22 protein-coding genes and 1 tRNA gene are annotated in these 20,173 nt (G+C 64.1%); 2 read left to right on the top strand and 21 right to left on the bottom strand.

Going from position 1 to position 20,173, the window contains the following annotated elements:
• Positions 1-160: 160 nt before the first annotated feature.
• The 17 genes from istB to rplU all read right to left on the bottom strand — a co-directional run bounded on the left by istB (position 161) and on the right by rplU (position 12,161).
• Positions 161-919: an IS21-like element helper ATPase IstB gene (gene istB / locus QMK31_RS02315; protein WP_283499323.1), complete on the bottom strand. Its 759-nt coding sequence runs from the start codon at positions 917-919 to the stop codon at positions 161-163.
• Positions 916-2,160 (bottom strand): IS21 family transposase, encoded by a 1,245-nt coding sequence (gene istA / locus QMK31_RS02320; protein WP_502852273.1) that lies wholly within the window; start codon positions 2,158-2,160, stop codon positions 916-918. Before istA ends, istB begins: the two co-directional genes overlap by 4 nt.
• A 27-nt stretch (positions 2,161-2,187) precedes the next feature.
• Positions 2,188-2,418, bottom strand: a complete 231-nt coding sequence (locus QMK31_RS02325; RefSeq protein WP_283499325.1) for a hypothetical protein — start codon at positions 2,416-2,418, stop codon at positions 2,188-2,190.
• A 100-nt stretch (positions 2,419-2,518) separates the two neighbouring features.
• Positions 2,519-2,761: a type IV toxin-antitoxin system AbiEi family antitoxin domain-containing protein gene (locus QMK31_RS02330; protein ID WP_283499326.1), complete on the bottom strand. Its 243-nt coding sequence runs from the start codon at positions 2,759-2,761 to the stop codon at positions 2,519-2,521.
• 65 nt (positions 2,762-2,826) lie between these two features.
• A complete protein-coding gene (locus QMK31_RS02335; protein WP_283499327.1) occupies positions 2,827-3,264 on the bottom strand; it encodes a site-specific integrase in 438 nt (145 codons plus the stop codon).
• Positions 3,265-3,611: 347 nt separating this feature from the next.
• Complete coding sequence (locus QMK31_RS02340; RefSeq protein WP_283499328.1) at positions 3,612-3,845, bottom strand: helix-turn-helix transcriptional regulator; 234 nt, start codon at positions 3,843-3,845, stop codon at positions 3,612-3,614.
• 159 nt (positions 3,846-4,004) lie between these two features.
• Positions 4,005-4,077 (bottom strand) — tRNA-Ala (locus QMK31_RS02345).
• A 73-nt stretch (positions 4,078-4,150) separates the two neighbouring features.
• Positions 4,151-4,564: a ribosome silencing factor gene (rsfS, locus tag QMK31_RS02350; RefSeq protein WP_283499329.1), complete on the bottom strand. Its 414-nt coding sequence runs from the start codon at positions 4,562-4,564 to the stop codon at positions 4,151-4,153.
• Positions 4,565-4,688: 124 nt separating this feature from the next.
• A complete protein-coding gene (locus QMK31_RS02355) occupies positions 4,689-5,729 on the bottom strand; it encodes a hypothetical protein (protein ID WP_283499330.1) in 1,041 nt (346 codons plus the stop codon).
• On the bottom strand, positions 5,726-6,319 hold the full coding sequence (gene nadD, locus QMK31_RS02360) for a nicotinate-nucleotide adenylyltransferase (RefSeq protein WP_283499331.1): 594 nt from the start codon (positions 6,317-6,319) through the stop codon (positions 5,726-5,728). Before nadD ends, QMK31_RS02355 begins: the two co-directional genes overlap by 4 nt.
• Positions 6,320-6,334: 15 nt before the next feature.
• Complete coding sequence (locus QMK31_RS02365) at positions 6,335-6,550, bottom strand: hypothetical protein (protein WP_283499332.1); 216 nt, start codon at positions 6,548-6,550, stop codon at positions 6,335-6,337.
• Positions 6,551-6,681: 131 nt separating this feature from the next.
• Positions 6,682-7,950 (bottom strand): glutamate-5-semialdehyde dehydrogenase, encoded by a 1,269-nt coding sequence (locus QMK31_RS02370; RefSeq protein WP_283499333.1) that lies wholly within the window; start codon positions 7,948-7,950, stop codon positions 6,682-6,684.
• A 46-nt stretch (positions 7,951-7,996) separates the two neighbouring features.
• Complete coding sequence (proB, locus tag QMK31_RS02375; protein WP_283499334.1) at positions 7,997-8,803, bottom strand: glutamate 5-kinase; 807 nt, start codon at positions 8,801-8,803, stop codon at positions 7,997-7,999.
• 171 nt (positions 8,804-8,974) lie between these two features.
• Positions 8,975-9,781: a glutamate 5-kinase gene (proB, locus tag QMK31_RS02380; RefSeq protein ID WP_134501575.1), complete on the bottom strand. Its 807-nt coding sequence runs from the start codon at positions 9,779-9,781 to the stop codon at positions 8,975-8,977.
• Positions 9,778-11,454, bottom strand: coding sequence for a GTPase ObgE (gene obgE, locus QMK31_RS02385; protein WP_283499335.1), 1,677 nt, complete (start codon positions 11,452-11,454; stop codon positions 9,778-9,780). The genes proB (QMK31_RS02380) and obgE overlap by 4 nt, the downstream gene beginning before the upstream one ends.
• A gap of 122 nt (positions 11,455-11,576) precedes the next feature.
• Positions 11,577-11,834, bottom strand: a complete 258-nt coding sequence (rpmA, locus tag QMK31_RS02390; protein WP_283499336.1) for a 50S ribosomal protein L27 — start codon at positions 11,832-11,834, stop codon at positions 11,577-11,579.
• Positions 11,835-11,852: 18 nt separating this feature from the next.
• Positions 11,853-12,161: a 50S ribosomal protein L21 gene (gene rplU, locus QMK31_RS02395; RefSeq protein WP_283499337.1), complete on the bottom strand. Its 309-nt coding sequence runs from the start codon at positions 12,159-12,161 to the stop codon at positions 11,853-11,855.
• Positions 12,162-12,421: 260 nt separating this feature from the next.
• Between rplU and QMK31_RS02400 the strand changes: the two genes are divergently transcribed.
• The gene (locus QMK31_RS02400; protein WP_283499338.1) at positions 12,422-12,694 is read left to right on the top strand and encodes a DUF4031 domain-containing protein; all 273 of its coding nucleotides are present in this window, start codon (positions 12,422-12,424) and stop codon (positions 12,692-12,694) included.
• A gap of 34 nt (positions 12,695-12,728) precedes the next feature.
• Here the strand turns inward: QMK31_RS02400 and QMK31_RS02405 are convergent, their stop codons facing one another.
• The 4 genes from QMK31_RS02405 to QMK31_RS02420 all read right to left on the bottom strand — a co-directional run bounded on the left by QMK31_RS02405 (position 12,729) and on the right by QMK31_RS02420 (position 19,089).
• A complete protein-coding gene (locus QMK31_RS02405; RefSeq protein WP_283499339.1) occupies positions 12,729-14,240 on the bottom strand; it encodes a hypothetical protein in 1,512 nt (503 codons plus the stop codon).
• Positions 14,230-15,009 (bottom strand): TIGR03943 family putative permease subunit, encoded by a 780-nt coding sequence (locus tag QMK31_RS02410; RefSeq protein WP_283499340.1) that lies wholly within the window; start codon positions 15,007-15,009, stop codon positions 14,230-14,232. The genes QMK31_RS02405 and QMK31_RS02410 overlap by 11 nt, the downstream gene beginning before the upstream one ends.
• Positions 14,999-15,976 (bottom strand): permease, encoded by a 978-nt coding sequence (locus QMK31_RS02415; protein ID WP_283499341.1) that lies wholly within the window; start codon positions 15,974-15,976, stop codon positions 14,999-15,001. Before QMK31_RS02415 ends, QMK31_RS02410 begins: the two co-directional genes overlap by 11 nt.
• An 89-nt stretch (positions 15,977-16,065) precedes the next feature.
• On the bottom strand, positions 16,066-19,089 hold the full coding sequence (locus tag QMK31_RS02420; protein WP_283499804.1) for an Rne/Rng family ribonuclease: 3,024 nt from the start codon (positions 19,087-19,089) through the stop codon (positions 16,066-16,068).
• A gap of 440 nt (positions 19,090-19,529) precedes the next feature.
• Between QMK31_RS02420 and QMK31_RS02425 the strand changes: the two genes are divergently transcribed.
• Entirely contained in the window at positions 19,530-20,129 is a 600-nt protein-coding gene (locus QMK31_RS02425) for a vitamin K epoxide reductase family protein (RefSeq protein WP_283499342.1), read from the top strand.
• Positions 20,130-20,173: the final 44 nt, after the last annotated feature.

Here is a 20,173-nt window from a genome sequence, read left to right on the forward strand (position 1 = left end):
TGACGGACCACAAGCGTGCTCAGCTCAGCTCAGCCCACGACAGCAGCTCCAGGGCCTGGCGAAGCGGGCCGCTCGCTCGGGGAAGCTGCTGGTGTTAACGCCGAGCCAAAACAGGGCCAATAGTGCCGTTTGAAAACAGGACCACTATCTGTGTTTTCTACTATGCCGTATCAGCGGCGGGCTGGTGGCTCTTGAGTCGATAGCTGACGCCTTTGAGGCTGAGAACGTCGGCGTGGTGCACGATCCGGTCGATCATGGCGGAGGCGACGGTCTGGTCACCGAAGACCTCGCCCCACCGGCCGAAGGTTAAATTGCTCGTGAGGATCAGAGATGCATGTTCGTAACGGCTGGCGACGAGCTGGAAAAACAGGTTTGCGGCGTCCTGGTCAAACGGAATGTAGCCGACTTCGTCGCAGATGAGCACGCTGTATCGGCGCAGCTTTGTGAGTTCTGCGGCGAGCTTGCCACGGGAGTGGGCTTCCTGCAGTCGAGCGACCCAGCCGGTAGCGGTGTCGAAGAGGACGCGGTGGCCGTGCTTGGCGGCCTGAACGCCCAGCGCGACGGCGAGGTGAGTCTTGCCGGTGCCGGGCGGTCCGAGGAGCACAACGTTCTTCGCTTCGGTGACGAACGTGCTCGTGCCCAGGTGTGCGAGCAGGTTCCGGTCGGCGCTTTGTTGGTGGTCGAAGTTGAAGTCCTCGAGGGTCTTGTGGCCGGGGAACCGGGCCGCTTTGATCCGCAGCGCCGCGCCGGATGCTTCGCGTTCGGACACCTCGCGGGAGAGGACCGCGGCGAGGTATTCCTCGTGGGACCAGCCGGAGTCGCGGGCCTGGTCGCCGAGGCGGCGGAACGCGTCGCCGATCCGTGGGGCGCGCAGCGCCCGGGCGTAGTACTCGATCTGTGAGGCCGCGGTGCCGCTCATGCGAACACGTCCAGGTCGGTCAGGTCGGGGCCGGTGTCGACGCCGAACAGCCGGTCGTAGGAGGCCAGGCTGGCCGTCTCGACGAACGCGACCACCGGTTGGGGGCGGTGATGCCGCAGCGATTGGAACTGGCGCCGCAGCACGTCGGCCTGCGCGACATGCTCCGAGTCGGTCACCGTCAGCGTGCGGGCCCATTCCCGTTCATGTGATGTGACGTTCACCCCGTTGTGGGTGACGTTGACCGTGTCCAGGCTTGCGGTCACATCGACGAGCCGGCCGATCATCGCCGGCGCGACGGAGTAGTCGTTAGAGAGCACCCGGACGTAGTAGTCACGCGGCAAGCGCACTGTGTTGCGAAAGAGCACGTCCGGCGGCACCGGCGACAGCGGGCGCATCGCCGCGCGGTCCTGCTCGATCAGATCCATTGGGCGTGCCCGCCGGGACCGGGAATGACGTGCGTTGGCCAGCGGCAGCCAGTCAGTGATCTGCTCGTTGAAATCCTGCGGCGACGCGAAGTGCCGCCCCGGCATGAACGAGGACCGGAAGAACCGGTTGCGGCGCTCGACCATGCCCTTGGACTCCGGGTCGCGGGCTTTGAGCAGCTTGATCTCCGTGCCAAGGGTCCCAGCGAAAGCGGCGGTGCGTTCGGTGAGTTTGCCCTTCCCAATGCCGGTCTCGTTGTCCCAGGTCAATCGGGGTGGCACCGCACCAGCTGCCTGCAGCAGTGACCACATCCCGCCGAGCAGGTCCGACGTGGTCCGCGAGGGCAACATGATCGCTTGGAAGAACCCGGAGAACGTCGACGTCATCACCAAGACCGGCGGCGTGCCCTCCTGGCCATGGCCCACCGGCAGGGGCTCGTGCGGGAACCAGAGGTCGCACTGCACTTGCCGGCCGGGCTCGTGCACCAGCCGATCGGCGGGGTCCGGTGGGACATACTCCGGCCGAATCAAGGCGACCTTGTCTCGGAACACCGATGCCGACCCCAGCCAGCCGACGCGCTCTGCCAACGTCGAGGCCGGCATCCGCGGTGTCACGGCCAACAACACCCGAACCTGCGCCGCATACGCGTCAAAACTCGACCCGGTCGACGCCCGCTGGTACTTCGGGAGCCGGTCCGCTTCCAACGCCCGATCGACCGTCCCTCGAGAGACTCCGACCAACCGGCCGATCTCCCGCTTCGAGTGCTGGCCCGTTGAAAACAGCTGGCGTATCTTCGCCCAATCATCCATATTGATCACCCTCCATAGTGGCTGGTGGCCCTGTTTTCAATCGGCGATACTGGCCCTATTTTCGGTCGGCGTTAACAGCTGGGCGATGGCCATCAGGGAGGCCGGGTGGGACCCGCCCTTGCGGAGCCAATTTGTCAACGCCTCCGGGGCGATCTCATACCCGTCCCGGCCGCCAAGCCGGTAAGCATCGACGATGGAACGTTCCGGCGAGTACAGGCCAATGGTCCCGTCGGTTCCGTCGATGGGCACTTCGGTGCGCCCGAGCATGAATGTCTCCGAATCGACATGGTGCCAGGCGACCGGGGCCTCAGTGCGCGGGAACCGGGCGCCGCGAGGCAGTGCACTATCTATTCGCGCTGGGATGGCATCAATGATGCCCAGGGTGCGCCAATGCACTCGTGAGGCACAATGTCGCATCCGGCCTTCGGGCGGCGATATAGATCAAGTCCAGGTTCGCAGGCGGAAGATCGGCCCTGCGGTACAAGCCTCTGCCGATGCGGTCGATGGCACCGCTCTCGCGAAACCGACGCAACTCTCCCGCACCGAGGCCCGCGTCGGCAGCCACAGCCGCTTTGAAAACATGAACGGGCAGATCATCAATCGTCGCCATGAGGGGCCGCCTTTCTCCGAGTATCAAGCAATGCGGCGAATCGAGTGCTCAGTTTTGGGGTGGGGCTAACGCCCAGCACCGTGACCGGTCCTTAAGACGACCGTGCCGGTCACCTCGATCACCATGCCCTGCGGAGGATCATGAACATCGCACGGACGCAAAGCGAGGGCCTCGCCAATCCTGAGCGCCGATCCCAGAAGTATTTCCAGAATGTCCCGGACCTGCCCGTCGGGTTTTGGGCCGAGAACGTCGGGGCCGGTGCGCCAGGTCGCTGCCGCGTGGCGGATGGCCGCGATCTGTTTCAAGGTCAACGCCTCCGGAGTGCCTTTGGGCTTCTTCAGCTGCGAGGTGCCCTCGACGGAGTTTCGTGGGATCGCGTCGTAGCGCAGCGCGAAACCGAACAGGAGATTCAGCAAGGTTCCCGAATGCTTCGCCCGGGAGTACGACACGGCCAGTTCCGACTTCAGAAAGCGTTCCACGCGACCGGTCGTGATCTCCCCCAATGTGAAGTATTGGAACGCGGGCAGCACATGCAGGCCGATATCGTCGCGTTAGTTCTCTTTGGTTTGCTCCACAAGGTCCTGCAGTTCAAGATCTGCCAGACACAGCGCCATTAGGTCACCGAAGGAACTGCTGAGCGAGAGCATCCCGGACTTTCCATAGCCGGAGCGATTCAGCAGTCGCAATTTCAGATTCGCCTTGGCTGCGGATTGAGATTTGCCGCGTGCGGTTACTACCCGCAGGCGCCCATCGGCATCCCTGTAACGTCCGGCAACACGGCACCGGCCGGTTTGGCGGCGAACGCTGATCTGCCCGTACGTGCCAATAGCCGTGTGAGGGCGACCAGCCATTACCCTCGCCCCACCCGCGATCGCAGTTCGTCTTCTTCTTCCAAACGACGAAGCCACGCCTCGACCTCGGACGCCCGAAATTTCACCTCGCGGCCGATACGGAAGCCGTGTGGACCGCGACCATGATGGCGCAGGTCGTAGATCGTCTGGATGGGGACGCCGAGACGCGCCGCCAGATCGGAGATAGAAAGAACCGATTCGAAGTCGCTGGAAGGAAAAGTTTCAGTAATCATACCTACGAGGTGTGCAAGCGATTCCGAACCCGCCCGGGAACACCTCGAGGCCATTCGAGAAACGTGAGTACGAGAGCAAAAAGTGTCGAATAAACGTCGAACGGTCATTCCAAATCCCTTGATTGGGTTTTGGAATGACCGTTTGATCACCACTATCTGTGGATCCGAGGGGATTCGAACCCCTGACCCCCTGCATGCCATGCAGGTGCGCTACCAGCTGCGCCACGGACCCAGATTGTTGTTTCGAATCTCTCCGAAACAACTTTGTTAGCTTACAACACAGAATGTGATCTGCGAAACCGAAGCTACTCCCCGACCTCATCGGAGACCACTTCGGCAGCGACTTCTGCCGTCACCTTGGAGGGGATACCGGTCGGGACCACCGGGCAGTCCTTCCAGAGGCGCTCGAGGGAGTAGTACTGACGCTCTTCCTCGTGGAAGACGTGCACGACCAGGTCACCGAAGTCCACGAGCACCCAACGGCCGGCAGCGCGTCCCTCGCGGCGCAGCGGCTTGTGGCCTGCCTCGATCAGTTTGTCTTCGATCTCACCGGCGATGGCGACGACGTTACGCTCGGAGCGCCCCGTGACGATAAAGAAAATGTCGGCCAGGGGAAGCGGGTTCGAGACGTCGAGGGCTACCAGGTCTTCTCCTCCCTTGGAATCGGCGGCGGCAACGGCGATGGAGAGCAGCTCGAGGGCGTGAGGTGAAGTGGTCATGAATGAATCCTTGAGATTGTGCCGCGGGGCGTGAATGCGCTCGCAGCGATGCTAACGGGAAGGAAAGTAGGCGAGCCACACGGGCTCGCGAAGCAGAAGAGGGTGGAGCACCGACCGGAGATCACTAGTAGGCGCCCGACAGGTAGCCAATAACGAAGAGCGCCAGAACGCTGACAGCCAGAACAGCCGTTGTTATGACCAGGATCATCGGAAGCGACGCGCGCTGTTTCTTCGGCGGGGTCAACATTCCCCGCGTGGAAGCGTGGGTGCTGACCGCACGACTGGCGCTGACCGGGGCCGAGTCCCCGCCCAGCTGATCGGCATCGAGCTGGTCCATCATGTGGTCCATCTCCGACGAATCAAACAGGTTCGGGTGGGCGCCGGTCGAGCCGAGACTGCGCGGCAGGTCGAATGACCCGGTGATCATGATTTCGCCGGTGTTGGAGATCGGGCTCGCGTTGCTGGGCTGGTGGGGAATCGACGGCAGAATCAGCGCATTCGTGGTGATTGGTATGCCACCGGCCCCGATACCGCGGTTGATCAGTTCGTCGAGGGACTGATCGGACTGTGCCCGCTCGACCCGTGGAGCATCCTCATCGACGGACCAGTGCCCGATGGGCCGCGCCCAGGCGGCATCCGCGTTGGATGGCTGCTCGCCCGAACGGGTCGGCTCGGTTACGATCGGCTCGGCAAACATCTGCTCGGATTCGACGAGCGGGGCGGCGGACTCCGTCGGTTCGGGCTCGATCAGCTCGGCCTCGACCTGCTCAGCGTCAGCGGGCGCAGCGTCGGAAACGTCCGGCACCGCCAGTTCCTCACGCGCGTGCAGGGCGCGCAGTTCCCGGCGGCTCAGGGTGTGCGGCGCAGAAACCGGAGCCAGCGGGGCAGGATCGGCCGCGGCGGGAGTCGCCGGGGCGGTGGGGTCGTTAGGCTGCGCCTGCTCGCTCGGTGCGTCCGCCTCCGGAATGGTGTGGTGCGGGTTCGAATGCCGTGACGACGGGGAGGATGACGGGGTGAAGGCGGCCGGCCGAAGCGCGGCCGGTGCCAGCGCGGGAACCTCAAGGGTGGGAATGTCCTCGTGTGCCACGGCACCGTCTTCGTCGTGGTCGCGGGCGAGTTCGCGCGCCTGACGTCGGCTGAGCGGCTGAGGGTCTCCCAACGTCATGCCACACTCCGATACAGATGATGCTTTGAGATATACTGGACGACCCCGTCGGGGACCAGATACCAGACCGGGAATCCCCGATTGACCCGTGCCCGGCAGTCAGTGGACGAAATAGCCAGTGCCGGAACTTCTAATAAGCTTACGTCTTGGTTCGGCAAACCCGAAACGCTCAGCTCATGGCCCGGACGACTCACAGCGACGAAGTGCGCCAGCAGCCAGAGTTCGCGCACATCTTTCCAGCCGAGAATCTGGGTGATCGCATCCGCTCCGGTGATGAAGAACAGCTCGGCGTTCGGACGCTCCTCGTGCAGATCGCGCAGCGTGTCAATTGTGTAAGTCGGCCCGACCCGGTCGATATCAACCCGACTCACGGTGAACCGCGGATTGGATGCGGTCGCGATAACGGTCATCAGATACCGATGTTCGCCCCTGGTCACGCCGCTCTTCTGCCACGGCTGCCCGGTCGGCACGAAGATGACCTCGTCGAGGTCAAAGCTCTGCGCGACCTCACTGGCGGCGACGAGGTGCCCATGGTGAATGGGGTCAAACGTTCCGCCCATCACGCCGATGCGCGGCCGCCGAACTGTCACGTAAAAACCAGGCTTCTAGTGGCCACCGGTGGTGGACGTACCGCCGTGTCCGCCGTGCGCGGCAGCGTAGGCGTCAGCCTTGCCACTGTGGCGGTTGGCGACCTCGCGAAAGCTCCATAGAACGACGCCGAGGGCCAGAAACAGCACGGCCGCAACCATCGGGTAGACGATGAGCGGCAACGGAAGGGCGATGTGCTCGACCTCGGTCAGCACGGCACTCATAAAAGACATCGGTTCTCCATTCACGGGCCGCACCGGTCAGGCGCGGCTTGAGGTGGCTGCGACGGGTCGCGGGCCTGACGGCTCACGCCGTCGCCCTATTCTAGCCGGACCCCAGCATCTGACTGCACCTGGGCCCGCACCTAGGCCCGCACCTGTCCGGTGCCGCGTACGATCCACTTTGTGCTGGTCAGCTCGGGCAAACCCATCGGCCCTCTGGCGTGCAGCTTCTGGGTGGAAATGCCGACCTCGGCGCCGAAGCCAAATTCGCCGCCGTCGGTGAACCGGGTCGAGGTGTTGACCATGACCGCGGCCGAATCGATCTCATTCAGGAAGCGCTCGGCGTTCTGCAGGTCGTTGGTGATGATCGACTCGGTGTGTCCCGTGGAATAGCGCCGAATGTGGGCGATCGCCTCGTCGAGCGAATCCACGATCGCCACCGAGATGTCAAGGCTCATGTATTCCGTGCCCCAGTCGTCATCGGTCGCCGGGACCGCGGTGGGATAGAGCGCGCGCGTGCGAGCATCCGCGTGAATCGTGACACCGGATGCCGCCAGCTTGGCCAGCACATCGGGAAGCAGCCGTTCGGCAGCGCTGCGGTGCACGAGCAGAGTTTCAAGGGCGTTGCAGACGCTCGGCCGGTGGGTCTTGGAGTTGTGCACGATGTCGATCGCCCATTGTTTTGTCGCCGTCTCGTCGAGAAAAACGTGCACGACGCCCGCGCCGGTCTCAATAACCGGCACCTGGGACTCGGTCACCACGGTCTGGATGAGGTTCGCGCTTCCCCGCGGTATGAGTACGTCGATGTAGCCGCGCGCTTTCATGAGCTCGGTGGCTCCGGCCCGGCCGAAGGGATCGATGGTCTGCACCGAGTCAGGATTGAGCCCGGCCGCGGTGAGGGCAGCCTGCACGAGGTCGACGAGCACGCGGTTGCTGTTCTCAGCAGCAGAGCCGCCGCGCAGCACCACCGCATTGCCGCTCTTCAGCGCGAGCGCGGCGAGGTCGACAGTGACGTTGGGGCGAGCCTCATAAATAACGCCGATAACGCCGAAGGGAACGCGCACCTGGCTGATCTTGATGCCGTTGGGCAGGCTGCTGCCGCGCACGACCTGACCGACCGGGTCGGTGAGTAAGGCGATCTGCTCGACGGAATCAGCCAGTGCTGCGATACGGGGCGCATCGAGCTTGAGACGGTCGAGCAGACCGTCACTGAGACCGTTGGTGGCCCCGGCGGCGAGATCCATCTGGTTGGCCGTGACGATCTGATCGACGTGGTCGCGCAGCGACTGGGCGACCAGCTTGAGCGCTATATTCTTAACTTCCGTCGGCGCCGAAGCGAGCGACAAAGAGGCCGTACGAGCAGCCTCGAGGGTGGGCGTGAGCTGGGCGACATCGTTCAGTGACTGCAACATGCCCTCCAGTTTACCGGAGGGGATGGTCAGGGACTATTTCGGGTTGCTAGGGCAAGCGGAGGGCTGATGGCGCGGCCGATGGTTCGAACCAGGTTCCAACCGGTTCGCCGCGCAGCGCCTCGGCTACCAGCGTGGTTGCGGTGACGAGCACAGCGGTACCGGCCTGAGCGGCGATCCGGGCGGCCGAAATCTTGGTGCTCGCTCCCCCGGTGCCGACACCGTTGACCTTGGTCGCGCCGAATTCCATACCCACGAGCGGATCACCGGAGGCGACATGGTTGATGCGCTCGGCGCCGGGCAGGTGCGGTGGGCAGGTGTAGAGGGCATCAACGTCGCTGAGTAGCACGAGCAGGTCGGCGCCGATCAGAATAGCGACGAGGGCGGCGAGCCGGTCATTGTCACCGAATCGAATCTCGTGCGTCGCCACCGTGTCGTTCTCGTTTACGATCGGCAGGATACGCAGCGCCATCAGGCGTTCCATCGCCCGCTGGGCGTTACCGCGGTGGGTGGCGTTGTCGAGATCGCTCGCCGTGAGCAGCACCTGGCCGGCGACAATGTCATAGCGGTCGAGGCTGTCCTGGTACCGAAAAATCAAAAGATTTTGGCCAACGGATGCCGCAGCCTGCTGGGTGGCCAGGTCGGTGGGTCGTTCCTGCAGTTGCAGGTACGGCATGCCGATCGCGATCGCACCCGATGACACCAGGATGACTTCGGTGCCGCGCCCGTGCGCTTCGGCGAGGGCGTCGACGAGCGGTGCGATCTGCCCGGCGTTCTCACCGCTGATAGAGGAGGAACCGACTTTGACAACAATGCGAGCCGCGGAACGAACGACCTGCTGCGAGTGCACCCTCATTGGAAGATGCTTCTTCGGCTGAGCACACTCACGCTGAAACCATCGACGACGCGCAACCCCACAAGCAACTGGCCCTCCGCCACGAATTATGGACGCGCGATGCGACCATCGGCAGTTTAGCGCAGCCGACCCGCACCCACGGATCAGAGCAGCCGGATCAGAGCAGCCGGGTCAGAGCAGCGCGCGACGTTCTTCGCTGGCCGTCGGTTCGAACCAGGTGCCCACGTGCTCGCCGCGGAGCGCGGCGGCGGCCAGTTCAGTTGAGGTCACCAGAACGGCCGTGCCGGCTTTGGTGGCGAGGCGGGCAGCGACGACCTTCGTGCTCGCTCCCCCGGTTCCAACGCCGGTTGCTCCGCTGGAGCTGAATTCAAAGCCATCGAGCGGGTCATCAGCAGCGATGAAGTCGAGTTTCTCCGCCCCCGGCAGGTGCGGCGGCTTCGTGTACAGCGCGTCGACATCGCTGAGCATGATCAGCAGGTCAGCGTGGATGAGGGTCGCGACGAGCGCCGCGAGGCGATCATTACTGCCGAACCGCAAACCGTAAACGGCCACGGTGTCGTTCTCGTTGACAACGGGCAGGATACGCAGGTCGAGCAGGCGTTCCAGTGCACGGCGAGTGTTGCTGCGGTGCGGCTCCTTGAGGGCGTCGCCCTCCGTGAGCAGCACGGTGCCGGCCGCAATGCCGTAGCGGTCCAGGCTTTCCTGATAGCGGAAGATCAGCACGTTCTGCCCGACGGCGGCCGCCGCTTGCTGGGTAGCGACGTCGCTGGGTCGCTCTTCCAGGTTGAGGAACGGCATGCCGGTGGCGACGGCGCCCGAAGAAATTAGCACCACCTCGGTCCCGCGACCGTACGCCTCGGCCAGGGCGTCAACGAGGGGGGTGATCTGGTCGGAATTCTCACCGCTGATTGACGAGGATCCGACCTTAACAACAACGCGTTTCGCGCCTGCTACGTTATCTCTGGCTAAGCCACTCACTTCTGTACTTCTTCCGTTGTGTCGCCGCCGGCTTCGGATTCGAGTTCGGCGTCGTCGATGTCTGCCTCATTTTCTGTCAGCGCGTCGGTCAGCGCGGTGTCGGCGGCAGCGACCGCCCCATCGGCCGTCACCTCCACGTCGGCGAGGCGCACGTCTTCGTTGTACTCTTCCTCACCGGTCTGCCACATGCCGGCTTCGCGCTCACGAATGAGTTCGGCGCGGGCGGAGGACTTGGCGTCCATGCGGCCGAAGTATTCTTCGCGGCGTTCGTTGCTGGTGCGGCGCTTAGGCTCGTCGAGGCGAGCGTCGGTGCCGCGCGGCGCGGTGATGAGCTCGGCGGTCGAGGTGAGAGTGGGCTCCCAGTCGAACACGACACCGTGGCCAGGACCGATGATGACGGTCGAACCCGCGATGGCGCCCGACTTGTACAGCTCGTTCTCGATCCCGAGCTTGGCGAGTCGGTCGGCGAGGAAGCCGACGGCCTCGTCGTTCGTGAAGTCGGTCTGCTGAATCCAGCGTTCCGGCTTCGTGCCCAGAATGCGGTAGATGTTGCCGAAGGTGCCACCCTCGACCCTGATAACGAAGCCACCCTCGTCAACGGCCTTGGGACGGATGATAATGCGCGGCTTCTTCGCCTCGGCTGCGGCGGCCTCGGCGCGGCCCTGCTCCACGACCTCGGCGAGGGCGTAGTTGAGCTGCTTGAGCCCTTCGTGGGTGACGCTGGAGATCTCGAACACGCGGTAGCCGCGGGCTTCGAGGTCGGCCCTGACGAAGGCGGCCAGCTCGCGGCCCTCGGGCACGTCGATCTTGTTTAGGGCGATGAGCTGGGAGCGCTGCAGCAGCGGCTTCTGGCCATCAGGTACCGGGTAGGCGTCGAGTTCGCCAAGAATGACGTCAAGGTCGCTGATCGGGTCGCGGCCGGGCTCGAGCGTGGCACAGTCCAGAACATGCAGCAGGGCCGTGCAGCGTTCGACGTGACGCAGGAATTCGAGGCCAAGGCCTTTACCCTCGCTCGCGCCCTCGATCAGACCGGGAACGTCGGCGATGGTGTAGCGCGAATCACCCGACTCGACGACGCCGAGGTTGGGGTGCAGCGTGGTGAAAGGGTAGTCGGCGATCTTGGGCCGAGCGGCGCTCATGGCGGCGATCAGGCTGGACTTGCCGGCGGAGGGGTACCCGACGAGCGCAACGTCAGCGACGGTCTTGAGCTCGAGGTAGACGTCGCCTTCCCAGCCGAGTGTGCCGAGCAGGGCGAAGCCGGGGGCCTTGCGCTTGGTTGAGGCGAGGGCAGCGTTGCCGAGCCCGCCCTGGCCACCGGGCGCGACGATGAGGCGCAGTCCGGGTTCGTTCATGTCGAGGAGCTGGTTGCCCTCCACGTCTTTGACCACGGTGCCGATGGGTACCATCAGTTCGCGCATCTCACCGTTGTGGCCGTTGCGGTGATCTCCCATTCCGGGGCCGCCGTTGTCGGAGCTGCGATGCGGCGAACGGTGGTAGCCGAGCAGGGTGGTCGTGCTTGGGTCAGCCACGAGAACGAGGTCTCCGCCACCGCCACCGTTACCGCCGTCGGGGCCGGCGAGGGGTTTGAACTTTTCGCGCTTGACCGAGACGCATCCGTTTCCTCCGTTGCCCGCTCGTAAATGCAGCGTCACGTGGTCAACGAATGTTGCCATGGAGTGCCCCTTTCAGGTGGCGCAAAAATGCTTCAAAACACGGTGCTATGAAACGGACAAACACGTAAGGGCGGACCGAAGCCCGCCCTACGCTGCACTGAAAAGTGCTGTGCTGTGGAAACCTACTCGGCTGCTACAACGACGTTGATGACCTTACGGCCGCCCTTGGCTCCGAACTGCACGGAGCCCGCTTTGAGAGCGAAGAGCGTGTCGTCGCCGCCACGGCCGACGTTGACGCCGGGGTGGAAGTGCGTGCCGCGCTGGCGAACAATGATCTCGCCCGCTCCGACAACCTGATCACCGAAGCGCTTCACGCCGAGGCGCTGGGCGTTTGAGTCACGACCGTTGCGAGTGGAACTCGCACCTTTTTTGTGTGCCATCTGTCTGTCTCCTCAGGCCTAGGCGATGCCGGTAACCTGAACGCGAGTGAGCTCCTGACGGTGCCCCTGACGCTTCTTGTACCCGGTCTTGTTCTTGAACTTCTGGATGACGATCTTCGGACCGCGAAGGTTGTTCAAAACCTCGGCCGTGACCGTGATCTTGGCCAGCGACGCACCGTCAGAGGTGATCTTGTCGCCGTCGACGAGAAGCACGGCGGCCAGCTCGACGTTGCCGTCCTTGTCAGCCTTGATTCGGTCCATCGTCACGATGGTACCGACCTCTACCTTCTCCTGCCGCCCTCCGGCGCGCACAACTGCGTAAACCACTTTACGTACCAATCTCTGGGGAGCCCCAAAGGCTCCGAATTTGGAAATTTGCTGCATTGCACGAACCGGATGGCCAGCGCACTCAGAAAATCTTGGCATTTGCGTTGATTTTGCCTAACGCACACCAAGGGTTGACTTTACCTGATCTGCTACCCGCGGTCAAACCAACGGCGCGGCGTGTCTGAACCACAGTGTCAATGACTTCCTCAGCGAAAAAATCACCGGTGACTCAGCCACAGTGCGGCTCGTAGACTTCGATCATGGCAATACTTATCGACCAGCCTAGCTGGCCGGCGCACGGAACGGTGTGGGCGCACCTCGTGAGCGACTCCAATCTGGAGGAATTGCACGCCTTCGCGGCCGCCGCCGAGATTCCACGGCGTGGTTTCGACCTTGATCATTATGACGTCCCCGAATCGCGCTACGCCGATCTGGTCGCGGCCGGGGCGCTGCCGGTCACTTTTCGCGAGATGATCGTGCGGTTGCGCTCCAGCGGCCTGCGGGTGAGCGCTCGGGAACGGCGCGCTCGGTAGCCTCACTGGCCTGCATTATTTTTCTGCCGGGCGCCTACTGCCAGGTGGCATCGAACCCAAGCACGCTGCGACGAATCTCTCCGGTGGCGACGTTCACGAACAGGGTAGTCGCATCCGTTGCCTGGGTATTGACGGGGTAGCCGTCAGAGAGTTCGGTGTTTCGGTTTGGCACGATCTGCACGGCCAGGAACTGGTCGTTCGGTGAGAGTTCGAAACCGACGATAGTTTCAAGACCGGATGCCGGCGAATAGACGGTGCGCGCTTCACCGTCCTGCACGAGCGACAAGTACTGGCGCACGGCACCGGTGGCCGGGTCGAACTCGGCAACCCGCTGCACGTATCCACCTGCTTCCCCAGCGAGAAAGCCAAGTTCGGCGGTGTACCGGGTGGTGCCTGGCACGCTCTGCGGCACGAGGCTGGACTCGGTGCCCTGGGACAGGTCGAGCACGTGCTGGCCGTCACGGTCGGAGACGGCAACGCGCACACCGTCGGGTGCGAATGCGGTGAGGTTGGCGAATTGTCCGAGCGGAACCGGCGGGTCGAATTCTGGTTCGTTTTCGAGAGGATTGCCGCCAGACTGATCGAGCGGATTAATCAGCATCAGGGTTGAGTCGTACTGCTGGGCGACGATGTCGGCGCGACCGGCCATGAAGCCCCAGGTCGTGACGCTGAGCGGATCGCCCTCCACGTCGGGGACCGCCGTGGCCGCGTTTGTGCGCAGGTCGAGCACAAACAGCACGTTGTCGTAGTGCGGGCCGGGGGCATCCGCTGCGCTGTCGAATCGAAAGCCGAGCAGCGACTGGCCGGGCGCGGCCTGCAGGTCGTGCACGAGGCCGACCCCCGGCAGGTTGAGAGTCTCGGCTGTGCCGTCAGTGTCGACGCGGTAGAGGGCATTGGTGAGCTCGCCGCTGTCCTGGTCTGACGTGACAGTGACAACGGCGAGTTCGCCGCCGATCCGTATGAATTGCTGAATGTTCGGGGTCGCAAAGGCCACGTCGGTATCGGATGAGCCGGTCGTGGTGCGAAGGATACGGTCGGCGCCGCGGTCAGCGGTGCCCGCGGACGGCGCCGCTCGGCTGAGGTAGTAAAGCGCGGGTTCGTTCGTGCTGAATTCTGCGTTGATGGTCGACTCTCGGTCGACGGCCGAACCGGTGATATCTCGCACAACGACCGCATAGTCGGTGTTGTAGGCGAGCGGGCGGGGAAAGGAGATGACGACGGAGTTTGCGCTCGTCGTCACCTGGAATGTTGTCGCGGGCTCGATGCTGATCTGCTCGGGGGCGACCTCGTCGAGTTGTCGGTTCGTCGCGAGTACCAGGCGTGCGTTGGCGGAGGAAACCACGGCGGTTGTGTCGACGTCGACGGCGGTGAGGCGGGGGCCGCTCAACAGATTGGCGGCCACGAGGGCGCAGGAGGCTGCGAGCAAAACGGCGACGATCGTCCAGAGGGCGCGGCGGAACGGGCGCAGGCCTGCAGCCTGTTCGCTCGACACCGCCTGTTCAATCGACACCGCCGGCTCGCTGGAGGCCCCGGGCTCAGTAGACATAGGGGTCATTCGGCTGGTCCACGTCAAGGATTTCGATCGGGGTGATAGCGAGCGGGTCGCTCGCCGCTGCGCTCACGCTCTGGTCGAACCGGCCGGTGACCTGCACCCAGTCGTCGACCTCGTATTCGGCCTGCCAGTCCGGCAGATAGATCGGAACACCGATCGGCTGGGCGTCGACGGCGCAGCAGGTCACGACAAACCTGGCGACGTAAAACACGTTGTCGGGGTCCTGGGCGTCCGGGGTCACGAATCCGATCACCCGGGCGGTCTTGTCGGCGTAGAAGGCGGGATCGGACGACTGCGCGAGCAGGGACACCCACTCCCGCACGCTGAGCTGTTCGAAGTCTCCGGTGCCGATGAGCGTCGCCGCCTGCTCGGCGTCATCGTCGGTACCCAGCCCGCCGGAATTAACCTCCCGCTGGGTGGCCGTCGCGCTGCTCAGGGTGGTCGGCGGGACGATGACCATGGCGACCCCCATAACCAGGAGCAGCACGACTCCCACCCCGGTCAGGGCCGTCTCGAACCGTCCGGTGTGCTCGGCCTCGAAAACGCGGCGCCGGGCGAACCCAGCGGCTACGAGCACGAGTCCGATGACTGCCATGGCCATCGTGAACACGAAGTAGCGGGGGTGAATATAGAGGCCGAGCTGGCCGCTCAGACCCAGCCAGAGGGTCGCCACGACGACCACGAGACTGAGCACAACGCCCTGCCATCGTTCTGCCCAATAGCGCAGGGCCGCCGCCGGCGGCATCCGTTGGTCAGGCAACATAGTTCACCAGCAATCCGAGCGCGGCACTCATCAGGCCCACAACGACGGTGATCTGCAGAAGGGTACGGCTCGTGAAGGTTGTACGCATGAGAGCGAGCATCTTGACGTCGACCAGAGCGCCGAACACCAGGAACGCCACGATTCCGCCGGGCAAAAAGGTGCTGCCGAAAGACAGCACGAAGAAGGCGTCGACGTTGGAGCAGACCGCCACGATGAAGGCAAGAGCCATCATCGCCAGAACCGACCAGACGGGGTTGCTGCCGAGGGCGAGCAGCACCGACCGCGGAACGAAAACCTGGGTGAGGGCGGCAACGGCGGAACCGATGAACAGGGCCGGCATGATGACCGAGGTCTCACGAATGAAAATCTCCGTGGTGCGGCTGAACCGGCTCTCCCGGTCGTGCGCATGTTCGCGCCCGCCGGTTGAACCGACGGCGCAGGCCACCGCGAACCTGCTCGTTAGCAGGCTTTGTGGATCGGGGTGCTTGCTGAACAACCAGCCGACCACGTTGGCAATGAGGAATCCACCGAGCAGACGGGCCACCAGGATGTGGCCGTCCCAGCCGAAGGCCTGATGCGTCGTGATGATGGTGATCGGATTCAGAATGGGCGCGGCGAGCAGAAAGGTGATCGATTCGGAGACAGTGAACCCGCCGACCATGAATCCGCGGGCGAGCGGCACGTTACCGCACTCACAGACCGGAAAGAACATGCCGAGCAGCGAGATCGAGGCGCGACGCAGAATCGGGTTGCGTGGCAGATGCCGGGCGAGCACGCCGTGCGGCAGCCAGACCTGCACGACCGCCGAGAGCAGAATGCCGAGAAAAACGAACGGTACCGATTCGATGATGACGCTGATCGCGAGGGTCAGGGTGTCTTGCACTCGGTCCGGCAGCGAGAAATCGCTTAGCTGTTCATTGACGAAGGCCGGTGACAGCGCCCGCAGCAAAAAAACGGCGAGCACCACCAACACCCCCGCGGTGAGGCCGAGAGGCCATCGCCGCAGGAGAGGGAGCTGCCCGCCGATTGCGTTACCGTACGACTTGGTGTCGGAGCCTAGTCGCCGTGCGGCGGCTGGCTGGTCGTTGACGTCGAGGTCGTCGTGCCCGTCGCGGTCAAAATGGGCTGGCCGGCGGCGCCGCCGGCGGTCGTGACGCGGCGGCTGCGCGCGCGTCCCTGACCGGGCAGTTTCGGTTCGGGCAGCGAGTCCAGCACGGAATCCAGCAGCTGGTCGGTGACCTGCTTACTGGGGCGCCGCGTGGTACGCGTCGACTTCTTCACCGGAATGTCGAGGATGTCGACGGACTCGGACTGTTCCGGCACGGGCACCTGAACCGCTGAGCTTCCAGCGGCCGACCGACCAGCGGGTGCGCCGGCGGCGAGGGTACTACGGCCACCGCGGGTGCGGGGTGCTGCATCCGCTGCCGGAGTGCGAACGGTGTCGACGACGGGCTCACTGACAAGCTCACGGACCGGCTCACTGACCGGCTGGCTGACCGGGGCAGCGGATGCGACAGGCTCGGCCTGCTGCGTCTCGGCCTGTTGCGTCTCGGCCTGCTGCGTTCCGGCCTGCTGCGTTCCGGCCTGCTGCGTTCCGGCCTGTTCGGAGCTGGCCTGTTCGCTGGCCTGACGGGCGCGGGCCTGTTCGGAGCGCGACTGCTGGCCGCGCCCATTCTGACCGCGGGAACGCGACTGGCGGCCGCGCGAACGCTCGGTACCGGTCGGTTCGGTGTTGGCCTTTTCGGTACCGGTCGGTTCGGCCAGCTCCGTGCCGGACTGTTCGGTGTTGAACTGTTCGGTCTTCGCCTGTTCGGTGCCGGCCTGTTCGGTACCGGGGTGGGCGGCCGTGACTGGCGGAACCTCCACTGCGTCGGCATCCGCTGCCCGGGTATCGGCGGCCGGGACGATTGCGATGGAACCGGTGCGGGTGATGGTGCGGGCGGCGATCAGCGCGAGGGCGTGCTTAGCGTCCTCGGTGATGCCGTGGGTGCCGTGGCCGCTCTTGGGAGCGTCGGACGCGCCGTTGCCGCCAAAGTGGGCGTCACGGTTGCCGCCGTCACGCTGACCCGAGTTGTCGCGGTTACCGGATCCGTTGCTGCTGGAACCGATATTGCCCGACCCGCTACTGCCGGACCCGTTACTGCCAGGCGTGCTGCCATTCTTGGCGCGCGGGCGGCGCTCCTGCGGCGGCTGGGCGGTCTGGCGGTGCTTCACGACGGGGTCGTGGTGCACGATGATGCCGCGGCCGGCGCAGGCCTCGCAGTTCTCGCTGAACGATTCCAACAGGCCAAGGCCGAGCTTCTTGCGGGTCATCTGCACGAGTCCGAGCGAGGTGACCTCGGCCACCTGGTGCTTGGTGCGGTCGCGGCTGAGGCACTCGATCAGGCGACGCGACACGAGGTCGCGGTTACTCTCGAGCACCATGTCGATGAAGTCGACGACGATGATGCCGCCGATATCGCGCAGGCGCAGCTGACGCACGATTTCTTCGGCCGCTTCGAGGTTGTTCTTCGTGACCGTCTCTTCAAGGTTGCCGCCGCTGCCAACGAACTTGCCGGTGTTGACGTCAACAACGGTCATGGCTTCAGTACGGTCGATCACCAGGGAGCCGCCCGACGGCAGCCAGACCTTGCGGTCGAGGGCCTTTTCGATCTGCTCCGAGATGCGGAACTCGTCGAAGGCGTCAACCTCGCCCTCGTAGGTCTCGACGCGCTCGAGCAGGTCGGGGGCGACCTGGCTGAGGTAGGTCTCGATCGTGGCGCGCACGTCGGGTCCGGCTACGACCATGCGCTGAAAGTCTTCGTTGAAGACGTCGCGCACGATCTTGACCAGAAGGTCCGGCTCGCTGTGCAGCTCGGCGGGCGCCTGGGCCGACTCGACCTGTTCGGCGATGCTGGCCCATTGCTCGCGCAGCCGGTTGACGTCGACGGTGAGCTGCTCGTCGGTAGCACCCTCAGCAGCGGTGCGCACGATCACACCCACGTTGTCGGGCAGAACCTCCTTGAGGATCTTCTTCAGGCGCGCCCGTTCGGTGTCGGGGAGTTTGCGGCTGATGCCGTTCATCGAGCCGTTGGGCACATAAACGAGGTAACGACCGGGCAGGGAGACCTGGCTGGTCAGGCGTGCGCCCTTGTGACCGATCGGGTCCTTGGTCACCTGCACGAGCACCTTGTCGCCGGGCTTGAGCGCGAGCTCGATGCGGCGGGCCTGGTTGCTGGTGCCGGAGTTCTCGGCGGCGGCGTCCCAGTCAACCTCACCGGAATACAGCACGGCATTGCGGCCGCGGCCGATGTCGACGAAGGCGGCCTCCATGCTCGGGAGCACGTTCTGCACCCGGCCGAGGTAGACGTTGCCAATGAGGGAGGCGTCCTGGTTCTTGGCCACGTAGTGCTCCACCAGCACGCCGTCTTCGAGCACACCGATCTGGATCTTGTTGTGCTTGGCGCGCACGACCATGAGGCGGTCGACGGACTCACGGCGGGCCAGGAACTCGGCCTCCGTAATGACCGGGCGGCGACGACCGGCGTCGCGGCCGTCGCGGCGGCGCTGCTTCTTTGCTTCGAGCCGCGTTGAACCCTTGATGCGCTGGGGTTCGGTGATGAGTTCGGGTTCACGCGGTGCGCGCACCTTGACGACAGTGTTGGCGGGGTCGTCGGTTCCCGAACGGTTCTCATCGCCGGTGCGACGACGCGCCCGGCGGCGAACCGTCGTGGCCTCCACGTCTTCGTCGTCGTCCAACTCGTGCTGCTCCTGCTGCGACGAGCGGATGCCGGTGCGCGCCGGCATCGGCAGAATCTCCGGCGCCTGGAAGAGCAGGGAGAAGGACGAGCGCACCCGGGCCGCTGCCTGGTCGTCGGCCGGGGCGTCTGCCGGGGTTGTTGGCGGGGCATCGATCATCTGCTGGGCTCCGGTGACGTTGTTGTACTCTGCGATGGTCACCTTCGCGGGGGCATCGGCCACCGGCACAGCGGGCGCCTCGATGGCCGGTTGCACGGTCGGTACAGAGACCGGCGTCTTCCGGGTTGATTTGCGAGTGCCGAACAGGCTCTTGCGTTTCTTGTTTTCGTTGTCTTCCACCATCACTGGTGCGCTCCTTGACCGCTGTGGGCGACCGCGCCACCCACCGGTTACTCTCTCGTGCGGGATTGTCATTTTCGTGACAATTCCGCGAATGTTTTACTACGGCGACCGGCTTTGCCCCCTGGCCTCGGTTAAAACTGTTGCCAGTCGAAACTGTGCTGGGGACGGTGCTCTGGCTGCTAATACTTCGGGTCGTGGGACCCTAATTCTGGGCGACTGTTGCCCAGGCAAACTTTGTGCTCAATAAACTCTGTGCCTATTAAGCTCTGAGCTTATTAAGCTCTGTACTCATTTAGTACTTTAATCATTAAGCTCTGTATTCATTAAGCACTGCATTTATTAAGCACTGTGGCGTCTGCTTGAGCGCGGCTCAACGACTATCAACGATTATCGCATGTAATCGCACAAAGCCACGCCGCGCGCGTGGCATAATCGCAAGAGTGCCACAGACAGAGCGTTCTCAGCGTCCAACCGGTCTGGCCTTTTTCCTGATCGTCGGCGGGATCATCGCGTTCGCAGCGGCCTTCGCCCTCACGCTCGACAAGATCCACCTGCTCGAGGATCCGAATGCTCAACTGAGTTGCAGTTTCAGTGTTCTCATCGGCTGCGCCACCAATCTCTCCTCGCCGCAGGGCGCAATTCTGGGCTTTCCCAATCCGCTGATCGGACTCGCCGCCTGGAGCGTGGTCATCACGATCGGTATGGCGCTACTGGCCGGGGCTAGGTTTGCGCGCTGGTTCTGGGTGGGATTCAACATCGGCATGCTGGCCGCGATCACCTTCGTGATCTGGTTGATCGGCCAGAGCATCTTCGTGCTCGACGTGCTCTGCCCCTGGTGCATGGTGACCTGGGCAGTGACCATTCCGGCCTTTTTGGCCGTCACCCTCTACAACTTTAAGGTTGGCAACCTGCCGGGTGGGGCATCCGTTCGCCGCCTGGCTGCCGGGGCCTATTCGTGGATCTTCGTCATCACGATCGTCTGCTACATCGTGTTCTTCATCGTCGCCCAGGTGAACATGGACGTGTTGAACCGACTGTAGTCAGAACCAGAAATCGCCCCCGGCTCAGATTTGAGACGAGGGCA

It is taken from the genome of Cryobacterium sp. PH31-O1 (assembly GCF_030063455.1).
Taxonomy (GTDB): domain Bacteria; phylum Actinomycetota; class Actinomycetes; order Actinomycetales; family Microbacteriaceae; genus Cryobacterium.